The organism is Paenibacillus sp. FSL R5-0766 (assembly GCF_037971845.1).
Taxonomy (GTDB): domain Bacteria; phylum Bacillota; class Bacilli; order Paenibacillales; family Paenibacillaceae; genus Paenibacillus.
Genome location: NZ_CP150227.1, coordinates 2056148 through 2082008, shown reverse-complemented (window position 1 = coordinate 2082008; position 25861 = coordinate 2056148). Strand labels below are relative to the sequence as shown.

General features: G+C 45.5%; 25 protein-coding genes. 7 read left to right on the top strand and 18 right to left on the bottom strand.

Going from position 1 to position 25861, the window contains the following annotated elements; genetic code table 11:
- Window positions 1-48: 48 nt before the first annotated feature.
- The gene (locus tag MKY66_RS09490; protein ID WP_076209117.1) at window positions 49-1767 is read left to right on the top strand and encodes a methyl-accepting chemotaxis protein; all 1719 of its coding nucleotides are present in this window, start codon (window positions 49-51) and stop codon (window positions 1765-1767) included.
- Window positions 1768-1945: 178 nt separating this feature from the next.
- Here MKY66_RS09490 and MKY66_RS09485 read toward each other — a convergent pair whose 3' ends face one another.
- Entirely contained in the window at window positions 1946-2917 is a 972-nt protein-coding gene (locus MKY66_RS09485) for a Gfo/Idh/MocA family oxidoreductase (RefSeq protein WP_076209118.1), read from the bottom strand.
- A 411-nt stretch (window positions 2918-3328) separates the two neighbouring features.
- Between MKY66_RS09485 and MKY66_RS09480 the strand changes: the two genes are divergently transcribed.
- The 4 genes from MKY66_RS09480 (at window position 3329) to MKY66_RS09465 (ending at window position 6925) form a co-directional block, all read left to right on the top strand.
- The gene (locus MKY66_RS09480) at window positions 3329-4960 is read left to right on the top strand and encodes a thiamine pyrophosphate-binding protein (RefSeq protein WP_076209119.1); all 1632 of its coding nucleotides are present in this window, start codon (window positions 3329-3331) and stop codon (window positions 4958-4960) included.
- A gap of 12 nt (window positions 4961-4972) precedes the next feature.
- Window positions 4973-5341, top strand: a complete 369-nt coding sequence (locus MKY66_RS09475) for a carboxymuconolactone decarboxylase family protein (RefSeq protein WP_017689521.1) — start codon at window positions 4973-4975, stop codon at window positions 5339-5341.
- A 186-nt stretch (window positions 5342-5527) separates the two neighbouring features.
- Complete coding sequence (locus MKY66_RS09470) at window positions 5528-5878, top strand: hypothetical protein (protein ID WP_076209120.1); 351 nt, start codon at window positions 5528-5530, stop codon at window positions 5876-5878.
- Window positions 5879-5932: 54 nt separating this feature from the next.
- On the top strand, window positions 5933-6925 hold the full coding sequence (locus MKY66_RS09465) for a 3-oxoacyl-[acyl-carrier-protein] synthase III C-terminal domain-containing protein (protein WP_076209121.1): 993 nt from the start codon (window positions 5933-5935) through the stop codon (window positions 6923-6925).
- Between the two features lie 177 nt (window positions 6926-7102).
- On the opposite strand, the gene MKY66_RS09460 is transcribed toward MKY66_RS09465, so the two are convergent.
- The 7 genes from MKY66_RS09460 to MKY66_RS09430 form a co-directional block, all read right to left on the bottom strand.
- The gene (locus MKY66_RS09460; protein ID WP_076209122.1) at window positions 7103-7672 is read right to left on the bottom strand and encodes a manganese catalase family protein; all 570 of its coding nucleotides are present in this window, start codon (window positions 7670-7672) and stop codon (window positions 7103-7105) included.
- Between the two features lie 22 nt (window positions 7673-7694).
- Window positions 7695-7970: a spore coat protein CotJB gene (locus tag MKY66_RS09455; RefSeq protein ID WP_076209123.1), complete on the bottom strand. Its 276-nt coding sequence runs from the start codon at window positions 7968-7970 to the stop codon at window positions 7695-7697.
- Window positions 7960-8199: a spore coat associated protein CotJA gene (locus tag MKY66_RS09450; protein ID WP_179088483.1), complete on the bottom strand. Its 240-nt coding sequence runs from the start codon at window positions 8197-8199 to the stop codon at window positions 7960-7962. The genes MKY66_RS09455 and MKY66_RS09450 overlap by 11 nt, the downstream gene beginning before the upstream one ends.
- Before the next feature lie 268 nt (window positions 8200-8467).
- Entirely contained in the window at window positions 8468-9820 is a 1353-nt protein-coding gene (locus MKY66_RS09445) for a hemolysin family protein (protein ID WP_076209124.1), read from the bottom strand.
- A 46-nt stretch (window positions 9821-9866) separates the two neighbouring features.
- Window positions 9867-11003, bottom strand: coding sequence for a radical SAM/CxCxxxxC motif protein YfkAB (gene yfkAB / locus MKY66_RS09440; protein ID WP_091032604.1), 1137 nt, complete (start codon window positions 11001-11003; stop codon window positions 9867-9869).
- A gap of 220 nt (window positions 11004-11223) precedes the next feature.
- Window positions 11224-12309 (bottom strand): HD-GYP domain-containing protein, encoded by a 1086-nt coding sequence (locus MKY66_RS09435; protein WP_339807123.1) that lies wholly within the window; start codon window positions 12307-12309, stop codon window positions 11224-11226.
- A 108-nt stretch (window positions 12310-12417) separates the two neighbouring features.
- A complete protein-coding gene (locus MKY66_RS09430; protein ID WP_076209126.1) occupies window positions 12418-13848 on the bottom strand; it encodes a 5'-nucleotidase C-terminal domain-containing protein in 1431 nt (476 codons plus the stop codon).
- A gap of 120 nt (window positions 13849-13968) precedes the next feature.
- Between MKY66_RS09430 and MKY66_RS09425 the strand changes: the two genes are divergently transcribed.
- On the top strand, window positions 13969-14715 hold the full coding sequence (locus MKY66_RS09425; protein WP_076209127.1) for a molybdenum cofactor biosynthesis protein MoaE: 747 nt from the start codon (window positions 13969-13971) through the stop codon (window positions 14713-14715).
- A 123-nt stretch (window positions 14716-14838) separates the two neighbouring features.
- Window positions 14839-15888, top strand: a complete 1050-nt coding sequence (locus tag MKY66_RS09420) for an HD-GYP domain-containing protein (protein WP_076209128.1) — start codon at window positions 14839-14841, stop codon at window positions 15886-15888.
- 160 nt (window positions 15889-16048) lie between these two features.
- On the opposite strand, the gene MKY66_RS09415 is transcribed toward MKY66_RS09420, so the two are convergent.
- From MKY66_RS09415 to MKY66_RS09370, 10 genes are all read right to left on the bottom strand, one after another.
- Window positions 16049-16180, bottom strand: coding sequence for a YjcZ family sporulation protein (locus tag MKY66_RS09415; protein ID WP_208642727.1), 132 nt, complete (start codon window positions 16178-16180; stop codon window positions 16049-16051).
- Between the two features lie 150 nt (window positions 16181-16330).
- Window positions 16331-17050 carry a M23 family metallopeptidase gene (locus MKY66_RS09410; protein ID WP_076209129.1) on the bottom strand — a complete coding sequence of 240 codons (720 nt, stop codon included), beginning with the start codon at window positions 17048-17050 and terminating at the stop codon, window positions 16331-16333.
- A gap of 207 nt (window positions 17051-17257) precedes the next feature.
- Entirely contained in the window at window positions 17258-18607 is a 1350-nt protein-coding gene (locus tag MKY66_RS09405) for a jacalin-like lectin (protein ID WP_179088484.1), read from the bottom strand.
- Window positions 18608-18908: 301 nt separating this feature from the next.
- Window positions 18909-20306 (bottom strand): Fe-S cluster assembly protein SufB, encoded by a 1398-nt coding sequence (gene sufB, locus MKY66_RS09400; protein ID WP_076209130.1) that lies wholly within the window; start codon window positions 20304-20306, stop codon window positions 18909-18911.
- Between the two features lie 20 nt (window positions 20307-20326).
- Complete coding sequence (gene sufU / locus MKY66_RS09395) at window positions 20327-20758, bottom strand: Fe-S cluster assembly sulfur transfer protein SufU (RefSeq protein ID WP_017689537.1); 432 nt, start codon at window positions 20756-20758, stop codon at window positions 20327-20329.
- Window positions 20748-21968 carry a cysteine desulfurase gene (locus MKY66_RS09390; protein WP_017689538.1) on the bottom strand — a complete coding sequence of 407 codons (1221 nt, stop codon included), beginning with the start codon at window positions 21966-21968 and terminating at the stop codon, window positions 20748-20750. The genes sufU and MKY66_RS09390 overlap by 11 nt, the downstream gene beginning before the upstream one ends.
- Window positions 21965-23269, bottom strand: coding sequence for a Fe-S cluster assembly protein SufD (gene sufD, locus MKY66_RS09385; RefSeq protein WP_036609929.1), 1305 nt, complete (start codon window positions 23267-23269; stop codon window positions 21965-21967). The genes MKY66_RS09390 and sufD overlap by 4 nt, the downstream gene beginning before the upstream one ends.
- Window positions 23270-23294: 25 nt before the next feature.
- The gene (gene sufC, locus MKY66_RS09380; protein ID WP_076209131.1) at window positions 23295-24077 is read right to left on the bottom strand and encodes a Fe-S cluster assembly ATPase SufC; all 783 of its coding nucleotides are present in this window, start codon (window positions 24075-24077) and stop codon (window positions 23295-23297) included.
- Between the two features lie 380 nt (window positions 24078-24457).
- Window positions 24458-25033, bottom strand: a complete 576-nt coding sequence (locus MKY66_RS09375; RefSeq protein ID WP_076209132.1) for a DUF1802 family protein — start codon at window positions 25031-25033, stop codon at window positions 24458-24460.
- Between the two features lie 126 nt (window positions 25034-25159).
- Entirely contained in the window at window positions 25160-25621 is a 462-nt protein-coding gene (locus tag MKY66_RS09370; RefSeq protein WP_076209133.1) for a Dps family protein, read from the bottom strand.
- Window positions 25622-25861 lie beyond the last annotated feature (240 nt).

Genomic DNA, 25861 nt, shown 5'->3' with positions numbered 1-25861 from the left:
CCAGTTTTTTCGACAACTACATATACCCCATAGAGAGGAATAACAAACATGAAAAAGCGAAAGACTTTTAAGATTTTTTATAAGATCGGATTAGGATATTTACTCGTACTGGCTGTACTGGCTGGTTGCATCCTGCTGATTCAGAACAGCACAAGTCAGCTCCAACGGGAACTGGATTTTCTGGTCGATCACGATATGCGGGTACATGCCCTCACCTATGAACTCGAAAGAAACATGGTAGATATGGAAACAGGTAAACGCGGTTACATCATCACGGGTCAGGACAATTATCTCGATCCCTACACCCAAGGAAAAGCGCAACTTATTACACTTAGAGATGAACTTGCTGCTTTAATTTCGGATAATCCGGCTCAACTTGCACTTTTGGAAGACATACATACTAATATGGAAAACTGGGTCCAGGTCGCTGGTGAACCTATGGTCGCCCTTCGTCAAGCCAATAATACACAGGCCATTCGAGATTTTTTCGCAGATGATCCAGGTAAAAGAGACATGGACCAGATTCGGACTGCTCTCGATACGTTTCGAACCAACGAGCATACGTTAACCGATAACCGTACAGAAGCACTGAAGCAAAAAAACACACTACTGAACCTGGAACTGTATGGGGCACTTATCGTTGTGGCTATTATCTCGTTCATCACTGCGTTGGTCCTGTCACGTGCCATTGTTAGAAACATTCGTACCGTGAAACAGGCATTAAATGACATTGGTTCTTCCAATGGTGACCTGACACTGAGAATCGCTACGCCAATGAAAGACGAAACTCGTGAACTCGCGGAGGCAGCCAATACAATGCTCACTGGTTTGCAGCAAATGATGCTGGACGTTCAGAGCAATGCCATGATTCTGAGTACAGCTTCGGATCGATTGGATAAAGGGGTTGCCGATAGCCATCTTGCAGGAAAAGAAGTTGCCACTGCCATGGAACGTGTCGCTGAAGGTGCTGATGAACAGGTTGCTCTTACGCAAACCATGGTAGCTGCGATGCAGCAATCCCTCAACGGCCTTAATCGTGTCGCCTCCTCGGCAAGTGACGTGGCAGGCCGTGCAGTTCGTACCGAATCCATTGCTGTGGATGGGCAACAGCGCATTGATAATGCTGTAGGTAAAATGAGTTCCATTGAACAATCCTTCCTCTCTGTACAGGAAGCCATTAATGAAATTTCGAAGATGTCTGATCAAGTGATCAACATTGCAGATTCAATGTCAGGTATTGCGAGACAAACCAATCTGCTTGCACTTAACGCCGGAATTGAAGCTGCCCGCGCTGGGGATAATGGACGTGGCTTCGCTGTTGTTGCCGCGGAAATCCGTAATCTTGCAGACCAAAGTGCAACATCAGCCAAAGAGATTACAAGTATATTGGAAACCGTGGTAGCAGGTGTTCAAAGTACGGTGCAGGTGGTTGATGAGAGCACTCTACATGTGAATGAAGGGTTGCGAACCATTGAGGATGCAGGTAATGCTTTTTCAACCATTACTCAGCATATTCATAACCTCAGTGGTGAAGTTCTGGAGGTATCTGCTGTTGTCGAGGAGTTAACTTCCGGTAGTGAGGCTGTGATGAAGTCCATCAATGAAGTATCGGCTGTTGTGGAAGATACTGCATCAGCCACGGAAGAAGTATCTGCAATGACGGAGGAACAACTTGCTTCTCTGCAGGAAATGTCTGACACGTCCAAGCAGTTGAATGAAATGTCCGACGCGCTTGATCAACTGGTTAAACGCTTCAAACTTGCATAATCCGACTCAACCTACTGATCGAGTATCTAAATAGCTGTATCATGAGCATATATCAAAGGAAAGAAGCATCGCAGACAGACTCATCCGAGCCTCTGCGATGCTTGTTTGTGTTAAGGAGAGCTGAATCAGGAAAAGGTGCACCGGGCACCTCATATGAAAAAACCTGACACTCCTTTTCTTATCCTGATTGTTCCGTGTTCCGTAGCGCTTCCAGTACCAATTGTGCCTGATACCCATCGTTAAAATCATATATCTTAGCTGATTTGCCCTGTATACGGGCAATGACATGTTTAAGAACCGGCAATTCACTGGCGGACTCAAGCACTTCCACAGGAGAAAGTGGCTGCCCCACCAGACCCGTCTTCAATTCTTCCCAATTTTCCAGGGCAATCGTACCCTTCGTACCGTACACCACCATGGATACACGTTCTTCCCCCGCAAATTGAGAGATGCCGTTCAGCTGAATTCGGGTTCCGTCTTCCAGTTCCATTGCAGCCTGTACTTCTAGTTCACAGTCACCATTCTCAGGATATTGAACCTGAGTGCTAACAACCCGGATGGCACCAAACACCTTTTGAATCATATGAATCCAGTGAATCCCCACTTCAAGAATAAATCCACCCTGTTCCCGGCTCGTAATCCATGCATTCTGTTGCCATGATCGTGGCCACTGCGGGAATTGCAAAATGAGATCTATTTTGCGAATTGTCCCCACTGTACCCTGCTCAATCATCTCTTGCAACTTCAGCACGGAAGGTTCATGCGGCATCGAGAAATGGATGGCGTGAACTACGCCCGCCTGCTCTGCTGCATCCAGCATCTCTTTCGCTTCTTCTACACTATTGGCAAGCGGTTTCTCGCAGAAAACATGAATTTTGCGCTCCAGTGCTTCCATGACAACCGGGTAATGAAATTTCGGCGGAACTGCAATATACAACAGATCAATCTGATGTTCATTCATCAATTGCTTGTAATCCGTATACGTCCTAACTCCCCGATGAGAAGCTGCAAAAGACGCCAAACTTTCCTCATTCGCATCACACACCGCAACAATCTCAATCTTCGTGTCCATCTTTGTATTCTCGATGAGATGAACCATATGTAATCCCATTTTACCCAGCCCAATCAGAGCCATCTTGATGACTGTCATTCCATCCCCTCCCAATTCCTTTCCAGTATAGCAGAAAGCAAAGAATTGCGAATGCGATGCGTTGATACGAAAAAAGATAAATCCGTAGCTTTCAAGTCGCTATTAGAGGCTGAAATTCATCATTGTTAGTCATATTTTTACATTATTTGTAACTTCGTAACAACCGGGTAATTCGTTCCAGGGATATATAACCAATTGTTTTCACTTTATCCAGCAACACTTAAAGCGTTACCAACTTAAGAATCAGGAATTTAGACTCACAAAAACAGGTTGACAAAAAACCACAAAAAAAGATACTCTTCCTAATAACAATGAATATTTCCTCTTACAACCTTAGATAGTAACTTGCATTCAACAAATGGAATATGCGTATGGTTCTAATAACCTATTTCATGAAGCGAGGTGTCCCGCATGAGAACAGTTGCGGACTATTTGGCAGAAACTCTGCGTAATCTAGGCGTTACTCATGTCTTTGGTATTATTGGTAAATCCATCTGCCCTGCTGTACTGAAAATGGTGGATTACGGATTAGAGTTCATTCCAGGCCGTCATGAATCCAGCTCAGGTTTTGCCGCATCCGGTTATGCATTACAGACGGGTAAACTCGGCGTTGCCTTTGCCACATCCGGTCCAGGCGGAACCAATCTGCTTACTGCAGCAGCACATGCAAAGGCCAACAATCTGCCTGTACTGTTTATTACGGGTCATCAATCCATCCAGGAACTGGGGTTACCTCAGTGCCAGGATTCCTCTTCCTATCTGGCTGATCTGGCCGAGATGTTCCGGCCTGCCACATTATTCAGCAAACTCGTTGAGCGTGGAGATCACTTCAGCACACTGCTGAATCATGCCCTTTCCATTGCACTCGGCCCTAATAAAGGCCCTGTTCACCTCTGTATTCCTTTTGACGTACAGACCGATTTGTTATCCCAATGCCGGATTGTCATTCCCGAACCGGAACCTCTGCTTAGCGTATCTAATCTGAATCGCATTTTTCCTCTCATTCAACAATCCAACCGCCCTTTAATTATTGCTGGTAAAGGTGTAAGTCGCGCCAGAGCCCATGATGAATTGCTTCAATTGGCCGAATCGTTCAACATTCCCGTCATTACTACGCCTGGTGGAAAAGGAGCGATTGCGTGGGACCATCCCCTGTACCATGGACCTTGTGGTGTTGGAGGTTTCCCACATGCAGACGACATGTTGAACCAAAGTGACCTTTATATTGTACTCGGTTCACGTCTGAGTGATATGACCCTATGCAACCTGAAACCTGAGAACCACCCGGCACACCTCATTCAATTTGATACTGATCCTACATTTGTGGGTAAGATTCTGAGCGCTCAAACCTTACATATCACCGGTGATTTGAAGGACAACCTGCAATATTTGCTGGGTACATTAGAAGACCTCCCTACTCCTGTGAGAACCACGGCACCCATCGATTACACTGTCCCTTTACCAGATCTCCCCCAACTGTCTCTGGCTTCTGTGTTAGACGGAATGAGTGATCTGCTTCCGTACGATCATAAGCTGTTTGTTGATGATGGCAGCCATGGATTTCATGCGGTTCAGCGATATAAAGTCAAGAAACCAGGCAGCTTTGTGTTTGACGCTTACTTTGCCTGCATGGGGAACGCCATTGGTATGGCGATAGGTGCAAAGGCCGCTTCACCTGAAGAGACCGTTGTATGTATCACCGGGGATGGATGTTTCATGATGCTGGGGACGGAGATCAATACCGCGGTATGCAACAATCTGAACGTCATTTTCATTGTCGTTAACAACAAACAACTGGACATGGCTCTCAAAGGAATGGAAAAAACAACAGGCAGAATTGATGGCACATTATATGAAGTTCCTATGGATGCCTTCAAATTTGCCGAATCTCTCGGTGCGGTTGCGTTTCGAGCAGAAACTCTTGCTGAATTCTCATCTGCGCTGAACACAGCCCAGACGTTGAATCAGGTAACTGTTATTGAGCTTCTGACTGATCGAGATGAAATTCCACCCACGGCTCACCGCACCGTAAATTTGAATTAGGAGGAGCAGATCATGAGTGAACATGTTGCCCAGGGACTGGACCGTTTTGCTAAACTTTCTGGTGAGTACGGCGCAAGAGCTCTCGCACCCATCAAAGAACATTTTCCCGAATTGTCGGAATTTATTATGGGGACGGCGTACGGGGATATTTTTCAGCGCACCACGATTACGGATCAATGGAAGGAAGTTGCTATCATCTCTTCGTTGATTACCCAAGGCCAGTATGAACAATTAGGGGTACATTACACGATGGCTCTAAGCGTGGGAGTGACGGTGGATCAACTCAAGGGAATATTGCTACATCTGGCACCATGTGTGGGTGCTCCACGCATTATTAGTGCATTTAATATTTTGCTTGCCACTCTAGACGAAATACAGTAATTCACTTTTCTACATTTTTATACATGATTCGACTTTTTTATTGATCTTTTTACATTCCTACCTTTATAATATGGTTAAATTATCCTTCGAACCAGCTCGCATCTTAGAAGCTTTCGGCAGAGGCCCAATGGGCTGTGTATCCACTAACAGGATAGCCTTAACTCATTTAAAGGAGAGAGATCAAACATGGGAAATTTCATTCTGAAGACTGACGTTCCAAACAAGGTGTTAAACATTGAACTGGAGGGTTCTTTCTCTCAAGAAGACGGTTTGCGTTCCATCTCGGCCTATCAGGATACGATCGCTTCTATTAACACCAAGGAGTATGACCTGAACATCGATTGCAAAAAGTTGAATGTTACTGCTCCGGAGATTGTTCCTCTTCTGGAAGGCTGCCTTCAATTGTTCAAAAAAGATGAATATAAAAAAGTCGTGTTGACCCTCGAGAACAACGCGATTCTAAAAATGCAATTGGCCCGGCTCGGCCGGTCAGTCGGTCTGGACAATCTCGAAATCATCTCTACCGTTACCACTTAATAAACCAGGCGGACAAGCTGTGAATTCACCCTTCCGCTCAAGAGGAGAATGAAGATGGCCGGAATTCGTATTGTAGATATCGATCTCTATCATCCAGCAACCAAGGTGCACAATGATTTTTATATTGAACATTTTGATGCAAGAGGTGTAGATATTCGTGGATTATTACAGGCACTTGGTCGTGATACACGTTATAAAATTGACAACGATGACGAAAATTCACTAAGCATGGCCTTTGAGGCAGCCAGTAACCTACTGGAGAAAACCGGACTCACCGGTGCAGATATTGATCTGATTGCTTATGCAAGCCAAACGCCAGAATACATCTTTCCTACGAATTCCCTGATGATTCACCGCCTGATTAACGGCGCTTCTCACACGATCTGTATTGACAGCAACGCCAACTGCGCGGGTATGACTGCTGCTTTCGAACAAGTTAGCCGACAGATGCTGGGCAATCCTCGAATTCGCAGGGCATTAATCATCGGCTCCGATTACGTGGCTCCTCACGCCAGTCCCGATGATCCCGTTTACTTCGCCAATTTCGGTGATGCAGCAGCAGCGGTTATTGTAGAGCGGGATGAACATGCTGTCGGTTTCATTGATTCCATCTATCAGACGGATACCTGCGTGTATGGTAATTCTCTTTTTCCTGCAGAAGGCTTGGCGAAGCTGGGCAAAACGGGTGTAGATGCGGGTGCCTTTCATGTGAAATTCATCCCATTTGATGATTCCATCTGTGTGGATGCCGCTTCCGAGTCCATTCGTACCTTGCTGACACGTAACGAGATTAGACCAGACGAGATCAGAGCTGCCTGCTTCTCCCAACTATCCATTAGTAACATTCGGGCTGTATCCGAGAATGTCGGCATTGGTGACGATATTGCCGTCTATATCGGAGATGAGTTCGGATATACCTCAACCAGCAGTCCATTCATCGCATTACATCGAGCGGTTACAACCGGTCAGATTCAGCGTGGTGACAAAGTTCTGTTCTGGACCGTTGGAGCCGGGTGGCAAAATGTTGCCATGGTGGTTGAATATTAGGCCTTACTTCGCCAAAATATAATAAACAGGACGGTTCTCTTTCTTCCAAAGAGGATCGTCTTTTTATTTGAAAGCAATCCACATTTCAGCACATACACTTCTTCTAGCTTCTACATTTCTTCAAAGCAAAAAGCAGCCCTCACCGGACTGCCAGACTTCTGCTTCTATACCAAATGTTCAGAAAATCTTCTTTGTCTCCCGATCGTCTTTCAGGATCTCTACAGCCTCCCGAAAACGCAAGGAATGCACAATCTCGCGTTCCCTTAGAAACTTCAGACTATCCTGCAGATCCACGTCATCGGTCAGGTCGATCAACCATTGATATGTAGCCCGGGCTTTCTCTTCTGCTGCAATGTCCTCGTACAGATCCGCAATTGGATCACCCTTGGCTTGAATATACGTAGCGGTAAACGGTACACCTGCTGCATTACTGTAAAAGAGGGCCTTATCGTGATTAACGTAGTGAGCATCCAAGCCAGCTTGCTCCAGCTGCTCCACTGTAGCATCTTTGGTGAGCTTATAGATCATCGTGGCAATCATCTCTAAATGAGCAAATTCTTCTGTTCCAATGTCGTTTAACAGGCCGATAATTTTGTCTGGAATCGTATAACGCTGGTTCAGATACCGCAGGGCAGCTGCCAATTCCCCGTCTGCTCCACCATACTGCTCCATCAGTAATTTGGCCATATGAGGGTCACATTTACTCACTCGAACGGGATATTGTAGCTTTTTCTCGTATACCCACATTGCAAGACTCCTCCTTTAACGTTTATACCTGCCAAGGCCATGGTGTCTGGGACCACTCCCACGGATATTTCGAGAAGGCATGACCAAAATTCATCAGCGGTCCATACAACTGTTGAAACTCATGAGCTACCCGCATTCGCTCCTGGCTGAACTTGTTGTACTGCTCAATGCTTTGGAAATCACCTGGATGGGTATCCAGGTATAGATTCAGTTCCACTAACACGAAGTCCAGCGCCTGAAGTTCTTCCAGCAACTCGTAGTATTTTGCATCACAGGCTTTCGGTGCTTCAGGTTCCATCTGCCTCCACCTTCCTCTCCTTTGATTTCTTGGATGTGTAAGGGCTATATAATGCAGGCCATAATGTTCCCAGTCTTAACGCTTCTGCCGGACTGTATTGCGGCCAACCCATGGGCTGGAAAGGTATAAACAACTGCGGTGGAACTAGATACGTGCGGATTTCCATCGGTTTGCAAGGATCAAACGGCCCCACAAAAGGAGCATAGGCTCGAAGCTGTGGATCCTTCACTCGAAACGCCTCCTTCAACGATGTTTACGTGCATTCCCCATACCATTCAAACCATTGCTTCCCGTCTCTATTATGTATATGTTTCAGTTCTACAGGTTAATCCCCATTTATCCAAACTTCATAAAGGAATTTCTCATGCCAACTTCACTCTCAATCAAAAAAGACCTTTGGAAGTACCTCTTACGGCACTTCCAAAGGTCTGTATTTCGTAAAATGAGTAACATGTTCACACTTGCTCATCTCACTCATCATCAGATTATTACAAAATCTATTCTACTGGTTTTTCTTCCGAATTCATGTCTTGAGGAACAGATTGCTTGTACACTCGAACCCGGGTAATTCGCAAACGAGTGGACTCCTCCACTTCAAAGACGTATCCATTCAGATCCCGAGTTTTGCCCTTGGCTGGACTACCTCCAAGTTCTTTAAACAACCATCCGCCGATGGTATCCACTTCTTCATCCTCAATGATGGCTCCGGTCCACTTATGAACTTCTTCAATAAGAGAACGGCCGTCAATCGAAAATGAATCTCCACTGCGTTCCATATGCGGACGCTCATCCTCGAACTCGTCATACAAGTCTCCAACGATCTCTTCCAGAATTTCTTCCGCAGTCAGCAATCCAGCTGTGCCGCCATATTCATCCACAACCAGCGTCATCTGAGAATGTTTCTTCTGCATCAGACGTAGCACATGGCTGATTTCCATGGATTCAGGCACGTTCAAGATTGGACGAACAAGTGAAGCCAGATCATGTTGTTGCTCCGGTTTAGCCAGCAACAGATCGGTGATGTGTATGAATCCGATAATCTCATCCTTGTCTTCTCCTGCCACAGGATACCTGGAATGTTTGGTTGCATTAATAATCTCCAGGTTCTCTTCCAAAGACATATGGGTATACAGACAATCCATGTCTGTACGTGGCAACATCACTTCACGTGCCAGCATATCAGAGAAATCAAAGATGTTATCCATCAGTTTGATCTCATCTTTATCAATTACACCACTCTTCGCACTCTGCTTCATCAGAATACGAAGTTCATCTTCCGAGTGAGCCTCCCCTTCACTGGCAGGTTCGATACCAGCCAGACGTAGCAAAGCATTCGCCGAAACATTCAATACCCAGATGAATGGGAAGAAGATTTTGTAGAACAACAGCAAGGGTGCAGATAAGAACAAAGCCACTCCGTCTGTTTTTTGAATCGCCAACGATTTAGGCGCAAGCTCACCCAGCACAATATGCAGAAACGTAATGATACAGAAACCGATAATGACGGACAAGGTCGATATCAGCCCTGTATCTCCTACACCGAGCTTAAACATGAGAGGCTCAACGAGCAATTCAGAGATGGCTGGCTCTCCCAGCCACCCAAGTCCAAGTGATGTCAATGTAATCCCGAACTGAGTTGCCGATAGATAGGAATCCAGTTTACTATTCACCTTCAGTGCATAACCAGCCAAACGGTTTCCTTCACTCTGCAATTGAGTTAAGCGTGTCTGCCTTACTTTTACAAGGGAAAATTCCGCTGCAACAAATACGCCATTCAAAAATACGAGCAAAAAGACACAGACCAGATTAAATACCAGCTGTCCAAGATGAAATTCAGTATGAATATCCAAGTTGAAACTCCCCTTTTCTATCTATTTCAGGAATACACCTGGAATATCAACGTGTGATTGCCTTTCTCGATTTGAAATCCACACCCTTGTAATACATATCTGCCACTAGCAGGTTTGGTCCGCAACAGGATGCAATATCGCAATGGCAATTGACCGTTTGATTCAACGGATGTTCAGCTGACCATTCATGGAACACATCATCCAGTTTACGATCACGAATGTTACCAAACGCCGGGATATCCGCAAAATCCGTCACATACACATTACCCGTGAACATGTTGACGTTAACGCGGTTACGTCCGTCCGGATCGTTACGTACCGTCACATTTGGTTCGCTGTATAAACGGTTGATCAGTTCCCGATCCTGCTCTGCTGCACTGCACGCGAAGAATGGCAGGGTCCCGAATAACATCCACATATCTTTGTCACGCACATCAAGCAAACGATGAATCGCTGCTCTCATATGATCCAGTGATAACACGGGCAGTGACGAAGCAAAGTTCGAATTATACATCGGATGCACTTCATGACGGACACAGCCCATCTCACGAATCAATTGGTGAATACCATCCAGCTTGTCGTGCGTACGGAAGTTAATCATTGATTCCGCAGAGATAAACATGCCTGCTTCACTCAGTTTGCGGGAATTTTCAATCATTTTCTCATACATTTTCACCGCGACTTCACGTTTCACAGGTCTGCCGCTATTCGCAAATCCAACTTGATGGAAATCGTCAGCATTCAGATAGTTGAATGAGATATGCATAACGTCCAGATAAGGTAAAAGTTGCTCATACCGGCTGATATCCAGCGTTAAATTCGAATTGATCTGGGAACGAATTCCACGTTCCTTGGCATATTTGAGCAGCGGGATGATCATCTCATCCACTGTTTTCTGGCTAAAGCTTGGCTCGCCACCCGTCAGACTAATCGTCTGTAGATGCTCCACTTCATCCAATCGTTTCAGCATCAGAGGGAGCGGAAGAGCCGGTGCCTCACGCATCGTAAGCATATCTCCCACGGCACAATGCTCACACCTCATATTGCACAGATGTGTCACGGTCATTTCTACACTGGTCAGCACATGGCGTCCATATGTACGCAGAGAGCCGATCGGATCCCACGGATCATTCGTTGGCGATAAAGGCATCGGTTGTACCGATCCTGAGTTTAGCATGGTCATTGTTCTTCACCTTATTCCTTTTATTAACCTAAAAAGTTTTATTTACATCATACCTTGTGTTTCTCTTTTTGGAGTTATCTTTTATCATAGCACAATTTTGAATGCTCCGGCATACGTAGACCCTGTCCATTACATGACAAAAAACGCTCAGGCAACTCTGGACCGAATTACGAAACGGCCCGGATATTACGACATGAGCGCTAATCATCTTTCAAGTAGTTCAGCTTTCCACCTGTTCACTTTGAGCCGCTGAAGGTGTATCCTCCACACCCTCTACACCTGTGATCATCACAGACAGAGCTGTCAGCAGGTTAATTTCATAAGGCGAAGATAAAGTCTGGCCGTCCGCATCTTTTAGAACACGGATAAGCGGACGTTGAGGAACACGTGAATGAATTGATGCAACTACTCCAACCTCTCCCGTACTGAGCTTGACTGAAATACCTACCGGGTATATCGCGACACAATCCCTGAACTTTTCCAACATCCGTTGTTCATAGAGGGTTCCTGAACCTGTATACAGCACCTCTACGGCCTGATGTGGCAGCAAGGCTTGCTTGTAGACTCGATTCGTTGTCATGGCATCATACGAATCAGCAAGCGCAATCCATTTGGCATATTCATGAATTTCCTTGTCTTTCAAACCAAAGGGATATCCACTTCCATCAATTCGTTCATGGTGCTGCAATGCACAATGCGCAGATAGAAGTGGTATACCTGGTTCATCTTTGAGAATACGGTGTCCATATGTAGTGTGCTGCTGAATGATTTTGAATTCCTCGTCACTTAATCTGGAGGGTTTATGCAAAATTTCTGGTGCAATCTGTGTTTTGCCGATATCATGCAGCAAAGCGCCCAGACCAATCTCCATTAACTGCTGGCGTGTGTAACCCGAAGCGACACCAAGAACCAGCGTGTACACACATACATTCAAAGAGTGGTTATACAGGTCAAAATCGCTGGAGTTCATGTCCATCAGCATAATCATGGCTTCCTTCTGACTGCCGATGTCTTCCAGAATCGCATTCATCACACCACTAAGCGCTTTTCCGAAATGAGGAATCCGACTTTTGGTTTTCAGTCCTGACATACTCTGAAATTGCTGTTTGATCTCGACCAGTGCCTTCCTTCGGGTCTCTTCCTGCAACATTTCGGGAACGATGATGTCCTCTGTCGCAGCATCTTTAATATACACATAACCGACCCCGAGATCCTTAAGGCGTCCAATCAATCGACTGCTTAGTTCTACATCCTCACTAAGTAATACAAGGCCTTCTTCACTATAAATACGTTTCCCCAGCTTCATGCCAGGCTGCAATAAGTTTATATGTACTAAACGCACAGCCTATCCTCTCCCGCTCCGTAGATGTAATTACCACTAGCCGCCGCTTCAGCAGAAGGCAAGTACTTTAATTTAGCTTTTATGCCAGCGGGCTCGCAGGCTGTCGTCCAGAGCCCCTGGTCGTTTTATTTCCATTTCCAGCAAATCGCGTATGAATTCCGGAAGATGATAGAGCGTATGGGTTCCATGAGCAAGAGGAGGATACCCCACATTGAACGTAAACATGTCCAGTGTCCCAACGATATACTCACATTGTTCGTCCATAGGCTCTCCATTGATGGATATGGTCTGGATCTTCTCATAGGCTGGCGCATGTGGATTGTATTGAACTTCCATTCCGTCCATACATAACGTGCCTAGAATATGACCACGAAAACCAAATCCCACAATGGGCTTACCTGAAAACTCGTCCAACAAGGACTGCTCAAGTGCTTCACGAATATGACTTCCACTCAAGCATATTGTACAAGCATTTATAGGAGATGGACATAGGGAATGCAACATTCCTTTTGTAATATTACCTTGTGGAAGATCTCCCAGAAGCTGACCTGCATTCACCAGAGACAGCTGTGCCCCCGTGAAATGACGAACCGCTTGTGCAAGCAAGGTAGCAAACGGGGATTCCCGGTCATACGTGATGGGCAGCACCCGATCCGTTATCACTGCCGTCTGATTGAGTGTCCTTTCGGCTTCCGTACGATTCGTAGCGATTGCCAGCGCGACCTGATCATCCAGTAATATACTCTTGGCAGCCATACAACCGCTACTTACCAGTTGAAGAGGTTCTCCCACACTTGTTCGTTCCAGAACCACTTTCCCAAGCCATTGGCCAAATTTTCCAGCTGCACCCAGCACGGTCTGACCAATGACTAATGGCTCTTCGAGAACATGATGGGTATGCCCACCGAGAATAACATCAATTCCAGTAATCTGCTCCGCCAGTCTACGATCTGTCGAAAGCCCCAGATGTGAAAGAATAACCACCACATCCACTTCATCACGTAATGCTCCCACTTGAGCTCTTAATGACTCCACAGGGTCCAGAACATCCCACCCGAGCAGTTCGTAAAACGTGGTAAAAGGGGCCGTTGCCCCCAGCAGACCAACGCGAAATGGACCTTTCTCCACAATCAGAGAAGGTTTCATCCACACTGGCGGAAGGCCAGTATCTTGCTCCACAACATTGCTGCATACCACAGGACACAGAAGTCCAGCGTAGGACTGCGAGAGCTGATCTGGCGTAAAGGTTAGTCCTTCGTTGTTACCGATTGTAATGGCATCGTAGCCCGTCAGGTTAATAACATCAACATTAGCCGTCCCCAGTGTTCCCTCTGTTTCAACGGCCATCCGGTCCATATGATCGCCGATATCCAATACAAGGAAGTTGCCACCCTGGTCACGTTCCTCATTGATCATAGCGGCGATGGTGCTCATGGAGCCGAAGTGGCTATGAATGTCATTGGTGTGCAGAATCGTTAACGTTTGCTTCTCCCTGGTGCTCATCACACCGCCTCCCCTGCTCTTCAATAAACGTTCATTCTTCTAATGGATAAGCATAACATTTTCCGCGTCGTTATGATATATTTATAGGGTTTAGAGATCAAAAAGAGGTGAGTCATATCTATGAAATTGACAATTCAACTATTTGCAGGCATTGCAGAACGTTTAAATACATCCCTTCTGGAGTTTGAGTACATTGGAGACATTCCAACCGCTGCCGATTTAAAAGAAAAACTGAGTCTGGCCTACCCAGAGGCAGCTTCTCAGATAAAGACATCCTTTTTGGCAGTTAACCAGCAGTACGCTCCTGCCGATACTATACTTAGCTCAGAAGATGAACTTGCGTTGATCCCTCCCGTCTCTGGCGGCGATGGTACGGATATATCCGATGAAAAGCAACGCTCTACCGTACCGGAGCATCGGACTGAAGATGGCTTATTTCTGATCACAGAGTCCACCTTGTCCGTGGAAGCAACAACGGCGCTAGTGATTACCCCGAATCACGGGGCAGCTCTTACTTTTGTAGGTACGACTCGTGAAATGACCGGTGAACAACGCACCGTTCATCTTGAATACGAGGCCTATGTGCCGATGGCTCTTTCTCAGATGGCTGCCATTGGTGTGGAAATCTCCGATCGCTGGCCTGGTGTGTTATGTGCAATCAGTCACCGAATCGGCAAAGTGGATGTGGCAGAGATTAGTGTAGTCATTGCCGTCTCCTCGCCTCATCGCAACGACTGTTATGATGCAAGCCGTTACGCCATAGAGAGACTCAAACAGACCGTTCCGATCTGGAAAAAGGAAATTTGGGAAGATGGATCTGAATGGAAGGGACATCAATTAGGACCATGGAACCCCATGGAGAACTAAATAATGAGCCTTTACACCTTTTAGATTGAGTGGGTTAATAGTAAATAAGTCGTTGTCAACCCATTTTTTTCTTGTTATTATAATTATATGTGTCGATATTAGTCGAGAAAAGGTGGTTTATACGTGAGAGTGCATGTTACTGATCTTAAACCGGGTGACCTGTTAAAAAATGATGTATACAACAGTTCGGGTCTCCACATGCTGATGAAAGGTTCCACCCTCAGTGAAGATGACCTATCCAAACTGTTGCAACATGGAATTGAGTACGCAGATGTAGAACACACAACATCCGACCTACACTCTGATGCACAAACCTTACCTTCCGATCAGACCCGTCTGTTAACTAACTTGTTTAACGATACGATCAAAGGTACTGAATCTCTATTTCAACAAGCGATGGAGAAGGGTTTTATTGATGAGACACAGGTCGATGAGATTTTGTTTACCCTAACAGAACAGTTGGAAAAACAAAAAGATGTTGTCTCCTTGCTTCTTATGCTGGACGGGGATAGCGATTATACGTACAACCATTCATTGCAAGTCGGAATGCTCGCTTTTTATATCGCCGGCTGGATGGGTTACAACCCCGAGGAATGTCTAACGGTAGCCAAAGCAGGATATCTTCATGATATCGGCAAGTCCAAGATTCCTTCTGAGATTTTACATAAACCTGGTAAATTGACCACGGAAGAATTTGACGAAATGAAGAAACACACATTCTATGGGTACGATATCATTAAAGAATCCACGCAGGATGAAATTCTGGCAATGGTTGCACTTCAACATCATGAGCGCGAGGATGGAAGTGGTTATCCTCATGGACTGCGAGGGGACGAGATCCACCCATATGCCCGTATAACTGCTGTAGCAGACGTTTACAGCGCCATGACGACCAATCGGGTATACCAGACCAAACAGGAACTGATCTCTGTTCTGTGTGAACTGTACAGCCTCAGCTTTGGTCAGTTAAATGCTGAAGCAACGCAGGAACTGATCAAGCACATGCTGCCTAATTTTATCGGTAAAAGGGTTCTGCTCACCACGGGTCAGACGGGACTCATTGTCATGAATAATCCTGCGGATTATTTCCGACCACTCGTTCAGACCTCTACAGCCTTTATCGATTTAGCGAAAGAAAGAGATATTGCTATCGTTGAAATTTATGTACAGTAATGGTGTAACAAGCCTATCTGTTCATTGTACACAGCACACAGGATGGATACGAAGCAATAAACAGGAAGTAGCTTGAATTACCAACTCATAGGTTGGCATATGACAAAAGGGAAGCCGTAATCGGCTTCCCTTTTGTCTATTCCGATTCAATCATGTTGGATTACACGCAGAATGCTTTTGTGATGATAACCAACAGAATGAACAGTACCAAGATTGCACCAGTGTTTGTGAACATATTGTATCCGCCAACGCCGCCTACATTGCCACCACAGCCATATCCTACTTCGCTCATGTGATTGCCTCCTCTTCATCAGGTATACCCTAACATATGACGTTTCGGGTGGATTGAACCGGGCGAACAGGCAACATTCGATAAATGGTTGTCTGTCTGCATCAACCTGAGTGGATCAACCTTCTGCTACTCCATGTTCTTTGCAGGAATCTATGTGTCGGAATCCGAATGAACCTGGATGCCTTTTTCCTTGCGGTACATGATAACAAGCAATCTCCAAAATTCATAACTGCCTTTGTCGTTCATAATAAACGGTCGATAATAATCAAATGCTTGCTGTGCCCATGCGGGACAATCCATATTGGAAAGTTGCTCCTGTTGCTGAATCCATCCCCCTTGAATCTCCAGCGTTTTCTGCATGGCTTTAAACATTTTCTTCTGCTCAGTGGTCATCGGCGGAGCCTCCTGTTCCTGAGATGCAGTTCCGTATTCGGCCTGTAGATACGCACCCGGTTCCGTCACACCATCTTCGCTGGCTGTGTACCCGTAAGATGGTGCACTTGTTTTACGAATCTCATAATGTACATGCGGACCAGTACTCTGACCTGTGCTCCCCTGATTACCGACAAGCTGGCCTCGCTTCACCTGCTGTCCAACGCTTACAGCAATACGTGAAAGGTGCGCATAACAATGCAAGTAGCCACGATGATCTTGAAGGGCAACTGTAAGCCCGTAACCGCCGAATCCGGAGCCTGTAACTCCTTCGGAAGCAAAACGTACCCTACCTTCCATAAAGGCATAGACAGGGCCATTCCAGGGCTCTGTCACGAGATCAATTCCACGGTGAAATGTCTGTCCACCATGAATAGGATGAATTCGATAGCCGAATGAACTTGTAATCCGATAGCCCTCGAAGGGGTTTACGCTCATACACTCACATCCTTTTCTATCATTAAATGCTTAAATCTATGAAATGGCTTGTGCTATTGGTCTTATTTTATTCCACAAAAATACCGCTCAGAATATCATTAGGGAAACCTTATGGTCTCCAACGTATATTCCAAGCGGCGCGCTATGCTATTATGAACACTCTATCAGTTAAATATACTATGTTTTTATTTCAACCACTATACACTCCTAATTCAGAGGTCTGTATATGACCCCTAGCTGATCCAATTCCTGTCCTGCTCTTCCATAAAATCCGGCTATATACCACCCTGCTGGTGCCTCAAGTTTAATTTGATCCGATGTCTTTTGTCCGCCCTCAATTTTATTTCCAAGATTGGTCGACAGCTCCACATAAAAGATCCGTTTATCACCATTTCGTGTCCCCTGACCAATTGTGGCCTGGGTTAAGTACTCTCCGTCTGCCAGGTTCAGTGTGACAATGTTGGATTGACCACCATGTGCCAGGTTCGTTCCATCCCTGTACAGCGTTGAGATGCCGTCTACACGGTTGCCCGAGTTAAGCACCACTGAGCTGGGTCTGGCATCCGGAATATGATTTAGGTCATTAAATCCAGTTCCTCCGGATCCTCCGATTGTTGAACTTAATTGGTACTGAGAAGATGTGCTGTACACAAATTCCGCTGTAATCGGATAATGATCGGAGAGTTGCTTCCCACTCGGGTCAACAAATGTTTGATTTTCTAACCGATAGCTCTGTGCATTCAGGGACAATGCTTTACTTCCACGATACAAAATTTTGTCTACGATCTCATAGTTGGGTCCATTTAAATTGCTTGCATCCATAAGGGCTTCTCCATCAGCGGGAATACTCCCACCACGAATCAAATCGATCCACGGATCTCTTAAACCATTCTCAGACATGAGCAACTCTATATTGTCAGCCGCACGAGTGTACCGTGTATTGGTATCCCCAAATACGATAACCGCATTCCCGTCCGAGTGCTCCTTTATGTAATTGGAGAGTTGTCTGATATTATCTCGTCTGGCCTCAAGCGATTTATCATCGCTACCTGCGTCCGCATGCAAGTTGTACACGTCCACTTTCACCTGAGGTGTGATCTCATATGTAGCTGCTGTAAATCCTTTTGGAGTCAATTCATCACTTCCATTGTCAAAAAGACCAGATCGCTTATCCCAGGTAATACGCTTCAAGTCACGGAATGGATATTTGGACAGACTGTTCAACCCACTACCAAAACCCGCAATTCCGCTTGTAGTCGTCAAATACGGCAGGGTGACTTGGGATATCAGTTCATTATGATAATTAAAATCCTCTTGCACATTAATGATGTCATAGTCATTTAATTTGGGGGAAATCTGAACGGTGTACTCCTTGGGGTTGGAACTGGATACCAGATCCGGAAGACCACCTACATTGTAACTAAGTACCTTGAATGAACCCGATACAGATCCACCTTCTGCAGCACTCGCCGTTGATAAAAATAACGGAGAGCTCGTAAAGGCAACAACAGCAGACAATACCAGGGCTGCTCCTTTTTTAACTATACTTCTTCGCATTATATACCTCCTCATATTAGAATCTATTCAAATATATGTAATATTCATTAATGGAAGAATAACGCTGATCTATTCATTTGTAAATATACAAATTAAACTAAAGAATGTTTTCACTTGCCACTCCGATGACAAAACAACCTTCTGAATGCTGTTATCCCCAGATTTTTTGAATAAAAATACCCCCTAAAGAGACTTTTTAAAGAGTCTGCTCTAGAGGGTATTCGATCACATGAAACTATATCTACCGCTTAACATCAGCAACTAGCTTCAGCTTTACGGATTCGAAAGGTGCTGCATTGGATTAACCAATGGAGCCCTCCATTTCGAATTTGATCAATCTATTCATCTCAACGGCGTATTCCATTGGCAATTCCTTCGTGAATGGCTCAATGAAGCCCATGATAATCATCTGTGTTGCTTCTGCATCAGTCAGACCACGGCTCATCAGGTAGAAGAGTTGATCCTCAGACACTTTGGATACTGTAGCTTCATGCTCCAGCATGATGTTATCATTCATGATTTCATTGTAAGGAATTGTATCCGATGTGGACTCATTATCGAGAATGAGTGTATCACACTTGATGTTGGATTTCGCGCCCTCAGCTTGACGTCCAAAGGAAGCCAAACCACGGTACGTTACTTTACCACCATGTTTACTGATGGACTTGGATACAATCGTAGATGTTGTATCCGGAGCCAAGTGGATCATTTTCGCACCTGCATCCTGATGCTGGTTTTTACCAGCTACAGCGATGGAGAGTACGGAACCTTTAGCTCCACGGCCTTTCAGTACAACCGCTGGATATTTCATTGTCAGTTTGGAACCGATGTTACCATCGACCCATTCCATCGTTGCATTTTCTTCTGCAACCGCACGTTTCGTAACGAGGTTGTAGATGTTTGGTGCCCAGTTTTGAATCGTTGTGTAACGAACACGGGCATTTTTCTTACAGATGATCTCAACGACCGCACTATGCAGTGAGTTCGTGCTGTAGATTGGAGCTGTACAGCCCTCTACATAGTGAACGAAGCTATCTTCGTCGGCAATGATGAGTGTACGCTCGAATTGTCCCATATTCTCGGAGTTGATCCGGAAGTAGGCTTGCAGAGGCACTTCACATTTAACGCCCTTAGGCACGTAGATGAAGCTTCCTCCGGACCATACCGCACTATTCAATGCAGCAAATTTGTTATCTGCTGGTGGAATAACTGTTGCAAAATATTCACGCAGGATTTCCGGATGCTCTCTGAGAGCCGTGTCCGTATCCATGAAGATTACACCTTGGTCTTCCAATTCCTTTTGCATGTTGTGGTATACAACCTCGGACTCATACTGAGCCGATACACCTGCAAGGAACTTTTGCTCTGCTTCAGGGATACCCAATTTATCAAAGGTTTCCTTGATTTCGGAAGGAACTTCCTCCCATGTTTTACCTTGTTTTTCAGAAGCACGCACATAATACTGAATTTCATTGAAATCCAATCCGTCGAGATCTCCGCCCCATTTCGGCATTGGCATCTTTTCGAATTGTTTCAAGGATTTCAAACGGAATTCCAACATCCAATCCGGTTCATTCTTAATCTTGGAAATCTCGGTAACCACTTCTGCAGTCAGACCTTTACCGGTTTGAAAGATGGATTTGTGCTCGTCGCGAAAACCATATTTGTACTCTTCCATTTCTGGTGCTTTTTTAGCCATCTTGCTCTACCTCCCTATCGTTATTGTACTTTGTTCTCTTCGTCAATCCCTTTGCGTAATGCATTCCAGGCCAGAGTGGCACATTTGATGCGTGCAGGGAACTTGTTCACACCGGATAGGGCTTCGAGATCTTCATAATCGTCGAAATCGACTTCTTCACCTTTCATCAGTGAGGAAAAACGGTTAGCGATATCGAGTGCCTGCTCCATCGTTTTGCCTTTGACAGCCTCTGTCATCATCGATGCAGAGGACATGCTGATGGAGCAGCCTTCGCCCGTATATTTGGCTTCCTGAACGATTCCGTCTTTCAGCAAAATTTGCAGTGAAATCCGGTCGCCGCACGTTGGATTGTTCAAATTCACCGTGACAGCGTCATTATCAAATGTTCCGCGGTTACGCGGGTTTTTGTAGTGGTCCATTATAACACGTCTGTACAGATCATCAAGTTGCATCGCCAAAATACTCCTTTGTCTGGATTAAGGCGCTGACAAGCCGATCTACATCTTGTTCGTTATTGTATAGATAGAAGCTGGCACGAGCTGTTGAGCTAACTTCAAGCCAGCGCATTAGCGGTTGACAGCAATGATGTCCGGCACGAATGGCTACGCCACTCGCATCCAGCACAGTTGCCACATCATGTGGATGAACATCCCCCAGATTAAAGGTAACGACACCCACATGCCGCTTGGCTGGGCCATAGATGGTTAACCCATCGATCTCGGCCAGTCGTTCTGTTGCATAAGCTGCCAGCACACTCTCATGATGTGCAATCTCATCCATACCAATCTGCTCCAGAAAATCAATTGCAGCTCCCAACCCTACCGCGCCTGCGATAATCGGGGTTCCGCCTTCGAACTTCCAGGGAAGCTCTTTCCAGTTGGATTCGTACAGACCCACATCATCAATCATTTCACCACCGAACTCAATGGGTTCCATGGACTCCAGCAGCGCCTTTTTGCCGTAGAGTGCACCGATTCCGGTTGGTCCGCACATTTTATGACCGGATAATGCATAGAAATCACAGTCCAGATCCTGAACGTCCACCTTCATGTGAGGTGTGCTTTGTGCGCCATCAACAACGATGACAGCACCATTGCGGTGTGCAATTTCAGCAATTTGTTTCACAGGATGGATCAGACCCATAACATTGGATACATAAGCGATTGCTACAATTTTAGTATTGTTCGTAATCGTCTTCTCAACATCAGCCAATTCAATATGACCGTCAGGCTGAAGCGGAATGTATTTCAATGTTGCACCTGTCTCCTTGGCAACTTGCTGCCAAGGAATCAGATTACTATGGTGCTCCATTTGCGTGATAACAATTTCATCGCCTTCTTTGCAATTGGCGCGGGCGTACGATGAAGCCACCAGATTGAGGGCTGTCGTTGTCCCGCGAGTAAAGATAATCTCCTGTGTACGGCGGGCATTGATAAACTTGGCTACCTTCTCACGTGCGCCTTCGTAAGCGTCAGTTGCACGGCTTCCAAGGGTATGAACACCGCGGTGTACGTTGGAGTTCTCATACTCATAATAATGTTTGACTGCTTCGATCACAGCATGAGGCTTCTGTGAAGTTGCAGCACTATCTAAATATACGAGCGGGTGTCCGTTAATTTCCTGGTGGAGGATCGGGAACTGCTCGCGAATGGACGGGTTCATTGTCCCAGCTTCTTCTCAATCAGGGACTGCAATTGGGTGCGCAGTGCTTCCAGAGGAATATCCGCCACCACCGGAGCCAGGAAGCCATAGATGATCAGGCGTTCGGCGTCCGTACGGTTAATTCCGCGCGACATCAAGTAATGAATCTGCTCGGCATTGACTTGACCAACAGAAGCCGCGTGACCTGCTGTTACATCATCCTCGTCAATAAGAAGGATTGGGTTGGCGTCTCCACGTGCTTTAGGGCTCAGCATCAACACTTTCTCTGTCTGCTGTCCATCAGCTTTGGTAGCGCCTTTCTCAATCTTCGTGATGCCGTTGATGATTGCAGAAGCTTCTTCACGCATAACTGCACGTGTAATCATCTGGCTTGGCGTATTCTTACCGAAGTGACGAGCTTCTGTGGTGTAGTTGATTTTCTGCGAACCGGAACCTACAGCGATGACTTTGGAATCAGAACTTGATCCATTGCCTTTCAGCACGGTCATCGTGTTGCTCGCTGTGTCGCCATTGTTCATTTCCCCTACAATCCACTCGATGGAAGCATCATTCTCCAACACTGCACGACGGAATGAAACATCAGTTACATTCACACTCAGTTGATGAACCGATGCGAAACGTACTTTAGCACCGGATTTTGCGAATACTTCCACAACACCATTATGGAAAACAGGTGCGGACAATTCGCCAGATACATAGTTATCAACATAAGTTACTGAACTGTTTGCTTCTGCAACTACAAGCACGTGAGGTGCAAACGTTGCAGATGCGTCGTCCGTAAGCAACACTGCTTGCAGTGGTACTTCGATTTCGACATTTTTCGGAACATACAGGAAGACCCCGCCATTCCAAAGTGCCGCATGCAATGCAGCGAGGGAATGCTCATCCGCTTTCACTGCTGTGTTCAGATATTGTTTTACCAGATCGCCATGTTCGCGAACCGCTGTAGCCAGATCCGTGAAGATAACTCCTTTTGCTGCCAGATCAGCAGACACCTTGGAGTATACCGTACCGGAATTGCGCTGGATAACCAGACTACCTTCAGCTTGATCCTGAACCAGATCTTTGATAGAAGCAGGTACTTCTGTCAAAGAAGAAATGGCTTCACTTGTTTTATATGTTCCGTACTCGCTGACATTCCAGCGTTCGATTTTTTGTTTTTCCAGTTTAGGAAGCGCAAGCCCGCTCGCAAGCTTTAAAGCTTCGAGCCGCTGTTCGGTCAACCAGCCGGGTTCATTGTTGCTTTCCGACAAGGCGCGAAGCGCTTCAGATTCAACCGGAAGAATTGTTTGTGTAGTCATTAATTAATCCTCCTCCGTTTTGTCTTTACGCTTCTTGGCCTACAGTTTCGTCTGTAATTCCCAGCTCTGCCTTTACCCAGTCATACCCTTCCGCTTCCAGACGGTGAGCCAATTCAGGTCCGCCGGATTTCACGATACGACCTTGCATCATTACGTGAACATAGTCAGGTGTAATGTAGTTCAACAGACGTTGGTAGTGAGTGATGATCAGGAAGCCACGATCATCGCTCTTCATAGCGTTCACACCGTCAGCCACGATTTTCAAAGCATCGATGTCCAGACCAGAGTCAATTTCATCAAGTACTACGATTTTCGGATCAAGCAGCATCATTTGCAGAATCTCGTTACGTTTTTTCTCACCACCGGAGAAACCTTCATTCAGGTAACGGTGAGCGAACTCAGGGTTCATGTCGAGTTCTTTCATTTTACCTTCCATTTGACGAATGAACTTGATCAGGGAGATCTCGTTACCTTCGCCACGACGTGCGTTAATTGCACTACGCAAGAAGTCGGAGTTCGTAACACCTGCAATTTCACTTGGGTATTGCATAGCCAGGAAAAGACCTGCACGTGCGCGCTCATCTACAGCCATGTCCAATACATCTTCACCATCAAGTGTAATTGTACCGTCTGTTACTTCATATTTAGGGTGGCCCATCAGTGCAGAAGCCAGAGTGGATTTACCTGTTCCGTTTGGTCCCATGATTGCGTGGATTTCTCCACCTTTCATTTCCAGGTTGATGCCTTTCAGGATTTCCTTACCTTCGATCGTCGCTTTCAGACCTTCAATGACGAAATTCGTAGCCATGTGTATTGTTTCCCTCCATTGATTAAATTGATGTTGTTGTCGAAAAAGAAAAAGCGCCTATTATATCTGAACAGGGCTTCCCCTGAATTTCTCCTGTACTTGAATCTTTCAAAGCAAGAACACTTTAGAATAATTCTAAACTGATTCTCAATGATAATCAAGTCATTTCCTAAGAACGTTTGTCCCTTGCAGGAAACATTATTCTTTCTGATTCTATATTAAAAGACAAATTGAATCAAATTAGAAAACATCTTACTCACAAATGTACAGTGAGAAAAATCACAGCAATTCAAGCTTTTATGTCATCTGCTGTACACTAATCTAAAAAAAAGGACTTATCCATATCATGGACAAGTCCCTCCGTTAAATAACGTTACTATTTACAATTTGAGCATCTCGTTAATCTTCTGTACCTGTTCGTCAAAATCCGCAACGTCCACCACCGGCGTCATTTCGCGCGGCACAGGACCATTCGGAATAGAAATCCATGAACGACACCCATTATATTCAGGCAGTATGGGGATTTCCATCGGTTTTTTCAAAAGGTACACACGTAAAATCAATACATGGAGCGGATCTTTCCGTTTCCATTTCAAACGGTCTTCGGCAAAATCCGCTGTCCACATATGAAAGTCAAGAAGTCGATCCAGCATCTCCTGATCTCGTATCTCCAGATCCTGCGTTACTTCGGCATATGCAGTAATACGGATTGTCGAAGCTTCGGGCACCCATTCGGCTAGTGATTCTTCAACATAGGATTGATCCGAGGACTTAATCAGTTCTTTACGCTGATGTTCATAAGTCGGATACAGGTAAAACGCCGGACTTTTCAGCTCAAAATGTCGGGTTTCCTCTACGATTCCACCTTTGCGCATCACCATAATTTGGCGACCCGTTTCCAGTGCTTTGATTGCAGAAGCCCATTCTTTTAAAGCCGGTATCGTTGGTTCTAACATAAGCGGTTCCCTCCCCTATCGTTCTTGTCAGCAGTATAGACGCTCAGGGCGTTTCTGACAACAAAGATCCGAGCTCAGAAAGCTTACGTAAGAGACCCACTTGTATTAGGCAAAATCTTGGCTATATTAACCCAGGAAAGAACGAAGCATCCACATGTGTTTCTCCAGGTCCGCCTTGAAACCTGTCAGCATATCGGATGTCGGTTGATCCTCAGCTGCATCTGCAACATCGATACCTTCCTGATATTCATTCGAAAGTGTAGCGAAGTCCTCGATCAGGTTTTGCACCATTGTTTTTGCGTCTTCTCCGCCTGCTGCTTCCTGGATAGAGGAAAGCTCCAAATACTCTTTCATTGTAGCCGCCGGGCTACCTTTCAGCGTAAGGATACGCTCTGCGATTTCATCCATTTGTACTGTAACTTCGTTGTAGAACTCTTCGAATTTCACATGCAACGTGAAGAAGTTAGGTCCTTTAACGTACCAGTGGTAGTTATGGATTTTAACATACAATACGTTCAGGTTAGCTACCTGACGATTAAGTACTTGTTCCACCGATTTTGCTTGATCTGTTTTGTTTTTTGTAGCCATATTAATCCCATCCTTTATTTAAAATTAGTCTGTCATGCCGTTATAAGCAGGTTGTCCCGCAATGCATAACAGAGAGTTAACAATGTGTCACCGCTTGGTAGCGGAGAGGCTTATGAACAGTGTTTCTCTCAACTGTCCGGCCTATTTGTTTTTACCCTTGAACAGGAAGTTCGAATCAGGATCAACTTGACTTGTCTCAAAAAAAAGTTCAAAAACCGCGTTATTTCCGATATACTGACA

Bases quoted from the DNA above. Each gene is read 5' to 3' on its own strand.
- MKY66_RS09415 (WP_208642727.1), bottom strand. From the start codon at position 16,180: ATGAGCGAAGTAGGATATGGCTGTGGTGGCAATGTAGGCGGCGTTGGC.
- MKY66_RS09425 (WP_076209127.1), top strand. From the start codon at position 13,969: ATGAAATTGACAATTCAACTATTTGCAGGCATTGCAGAACGTTTAAAT.
- MKY66_RS09470 (WP_076209120.1), top strand. From the start codon at position 5,528: ATGGGAAATTTCATTCTGAAGACTGACGTTCCAAACAAGGTGTTAAAC.
- MKY66_RS09455 (WP_076209123.1), bottom strand. From the start codon at position 7,970: ATGGAACCTGAAGCACCGAAAGCCTGTGATGCAAAATACTACGAGTTG.
- MKY66_RS09480 (WP_076209119.1), top strand. From the start codon at position 3,329: ATGAGAACAGTTGCGGACTATTTGGCAGAAACTCTGCGTAATCTAGGC.
- MKY66_RS09490 (WP_076209117.1), top strand. From the start codon at position 49: ATGAAAAAGCGAAAGACTTTTAAGATTTTTTATAAGATCGGATTAGGA.
- sufC (WP_076209131.1), bottom strand. From the start codon at position 24,077: ATGGCTACGAATTTCGTCATTGAAGGTCTGAAAGCGACGATCGAAGGT.
- MKY66_RS09430 (WP_076209126.1), bottom strand. From the start codon at position 13,848: ATGAGCACCAGGGAGAAGCAAACGTTAACGATTCTGCACACCAATGAC.
- sufD (WP_036609929.1), bottom strand. From the start codon at position 23,269: ATGACTACACAAACAATTCTTCCGGTTGAATCTGAAGCGCTTCGCGCC.
- MKY66_RS09405 (WP_179088484.1), bottom strand. From the start codon at position 18,607: ATGCGAAGAAGTATAGTTAAAAAAGGAGCAGCCCTGGTATTGTCTGCT.
- MKY66_RS09475 (WP_017689521.1), top strand. From the start codon at position 4,973: ATGAGTGAACATGTTGCCCAGGGACTGGACCGTTTTGCTAAACTTTCT.
- MKY66_RS09390 (WP_017689538.1), bottom strand. From the start codon at position 21,968: ATGAACCCGTCCATTCGCGAGCAGTTCCCGATCCTCCACCAGGAAATT.
- MKY66_RS09485 (WP_076209118.1), bottom strand. From the start codon at position 2,917: ATGACAGTCATCAAGATGGCTCTGATTGGGCTGGGTAAAATGGGATTA.
- MKY66_RS09435 (WP_339807123.1), bottom strand. From the start codon at position 12,309: ATGAAGCTGGGGAAACGTATTTATAGTGAAGAAGGCCTTGTATTACTT.
- MKY66_RS09410 (WP_076209129.1), bottom strand. From the start codon at position 17,050: ATGAGCGTAAACCCCTTCGAGGGCTATCGGATTACAAGTTCATTCGGC.
- MKY66_RS09375 (WP_076209132.1), bottom strand. From the start codon at position 25,033: ATGTTAGAACCAACGATACCGGCTTTAAAAGAATGGGCTTCTGCAATC.
- sufB (WP_076209130.1), bottom strand. From the start codon at position 20,306: ATGGCTAAAAAAGCACCAGAAATGGAAGAGTACAAATATGGTTTTCGC.
- MKY66_RS09465 (WP_076209121.1), top strand. From the start codon at position 5,933: ATGGCCGGAATTCGTATTGTAGATATCGATCTCTATCATCCAGCAACC.
- MKY66_RS09370 (WP_076209133.1), bottom strand. From the start codon at position 25,621: ATGGCTACAAAAAACAAAACAGATCAAGCAAAATCGGTGGAACAAGTA.
- yfkAB (WP_091032604.1), bottom strand. From the start codon at position 11,003: ATGACCATGCTAAACTCAGGATCGGTACAACCGATGCCTTTATCGCCA.
- MKY66_RS09460 (WP_076209122.1), bottom strand. From the start codon at position 7,672: ATGTGGGTATACGAGAAAAAGCTACAATATCCCGTTCGAGTGAGTAAA.
- sufU (WP_017689537.1), bottom strand. From the start codon at position 20,758: ATGCAACTTGATGATCTGTACAGACGTGTTATAATGGACCACTACAAA.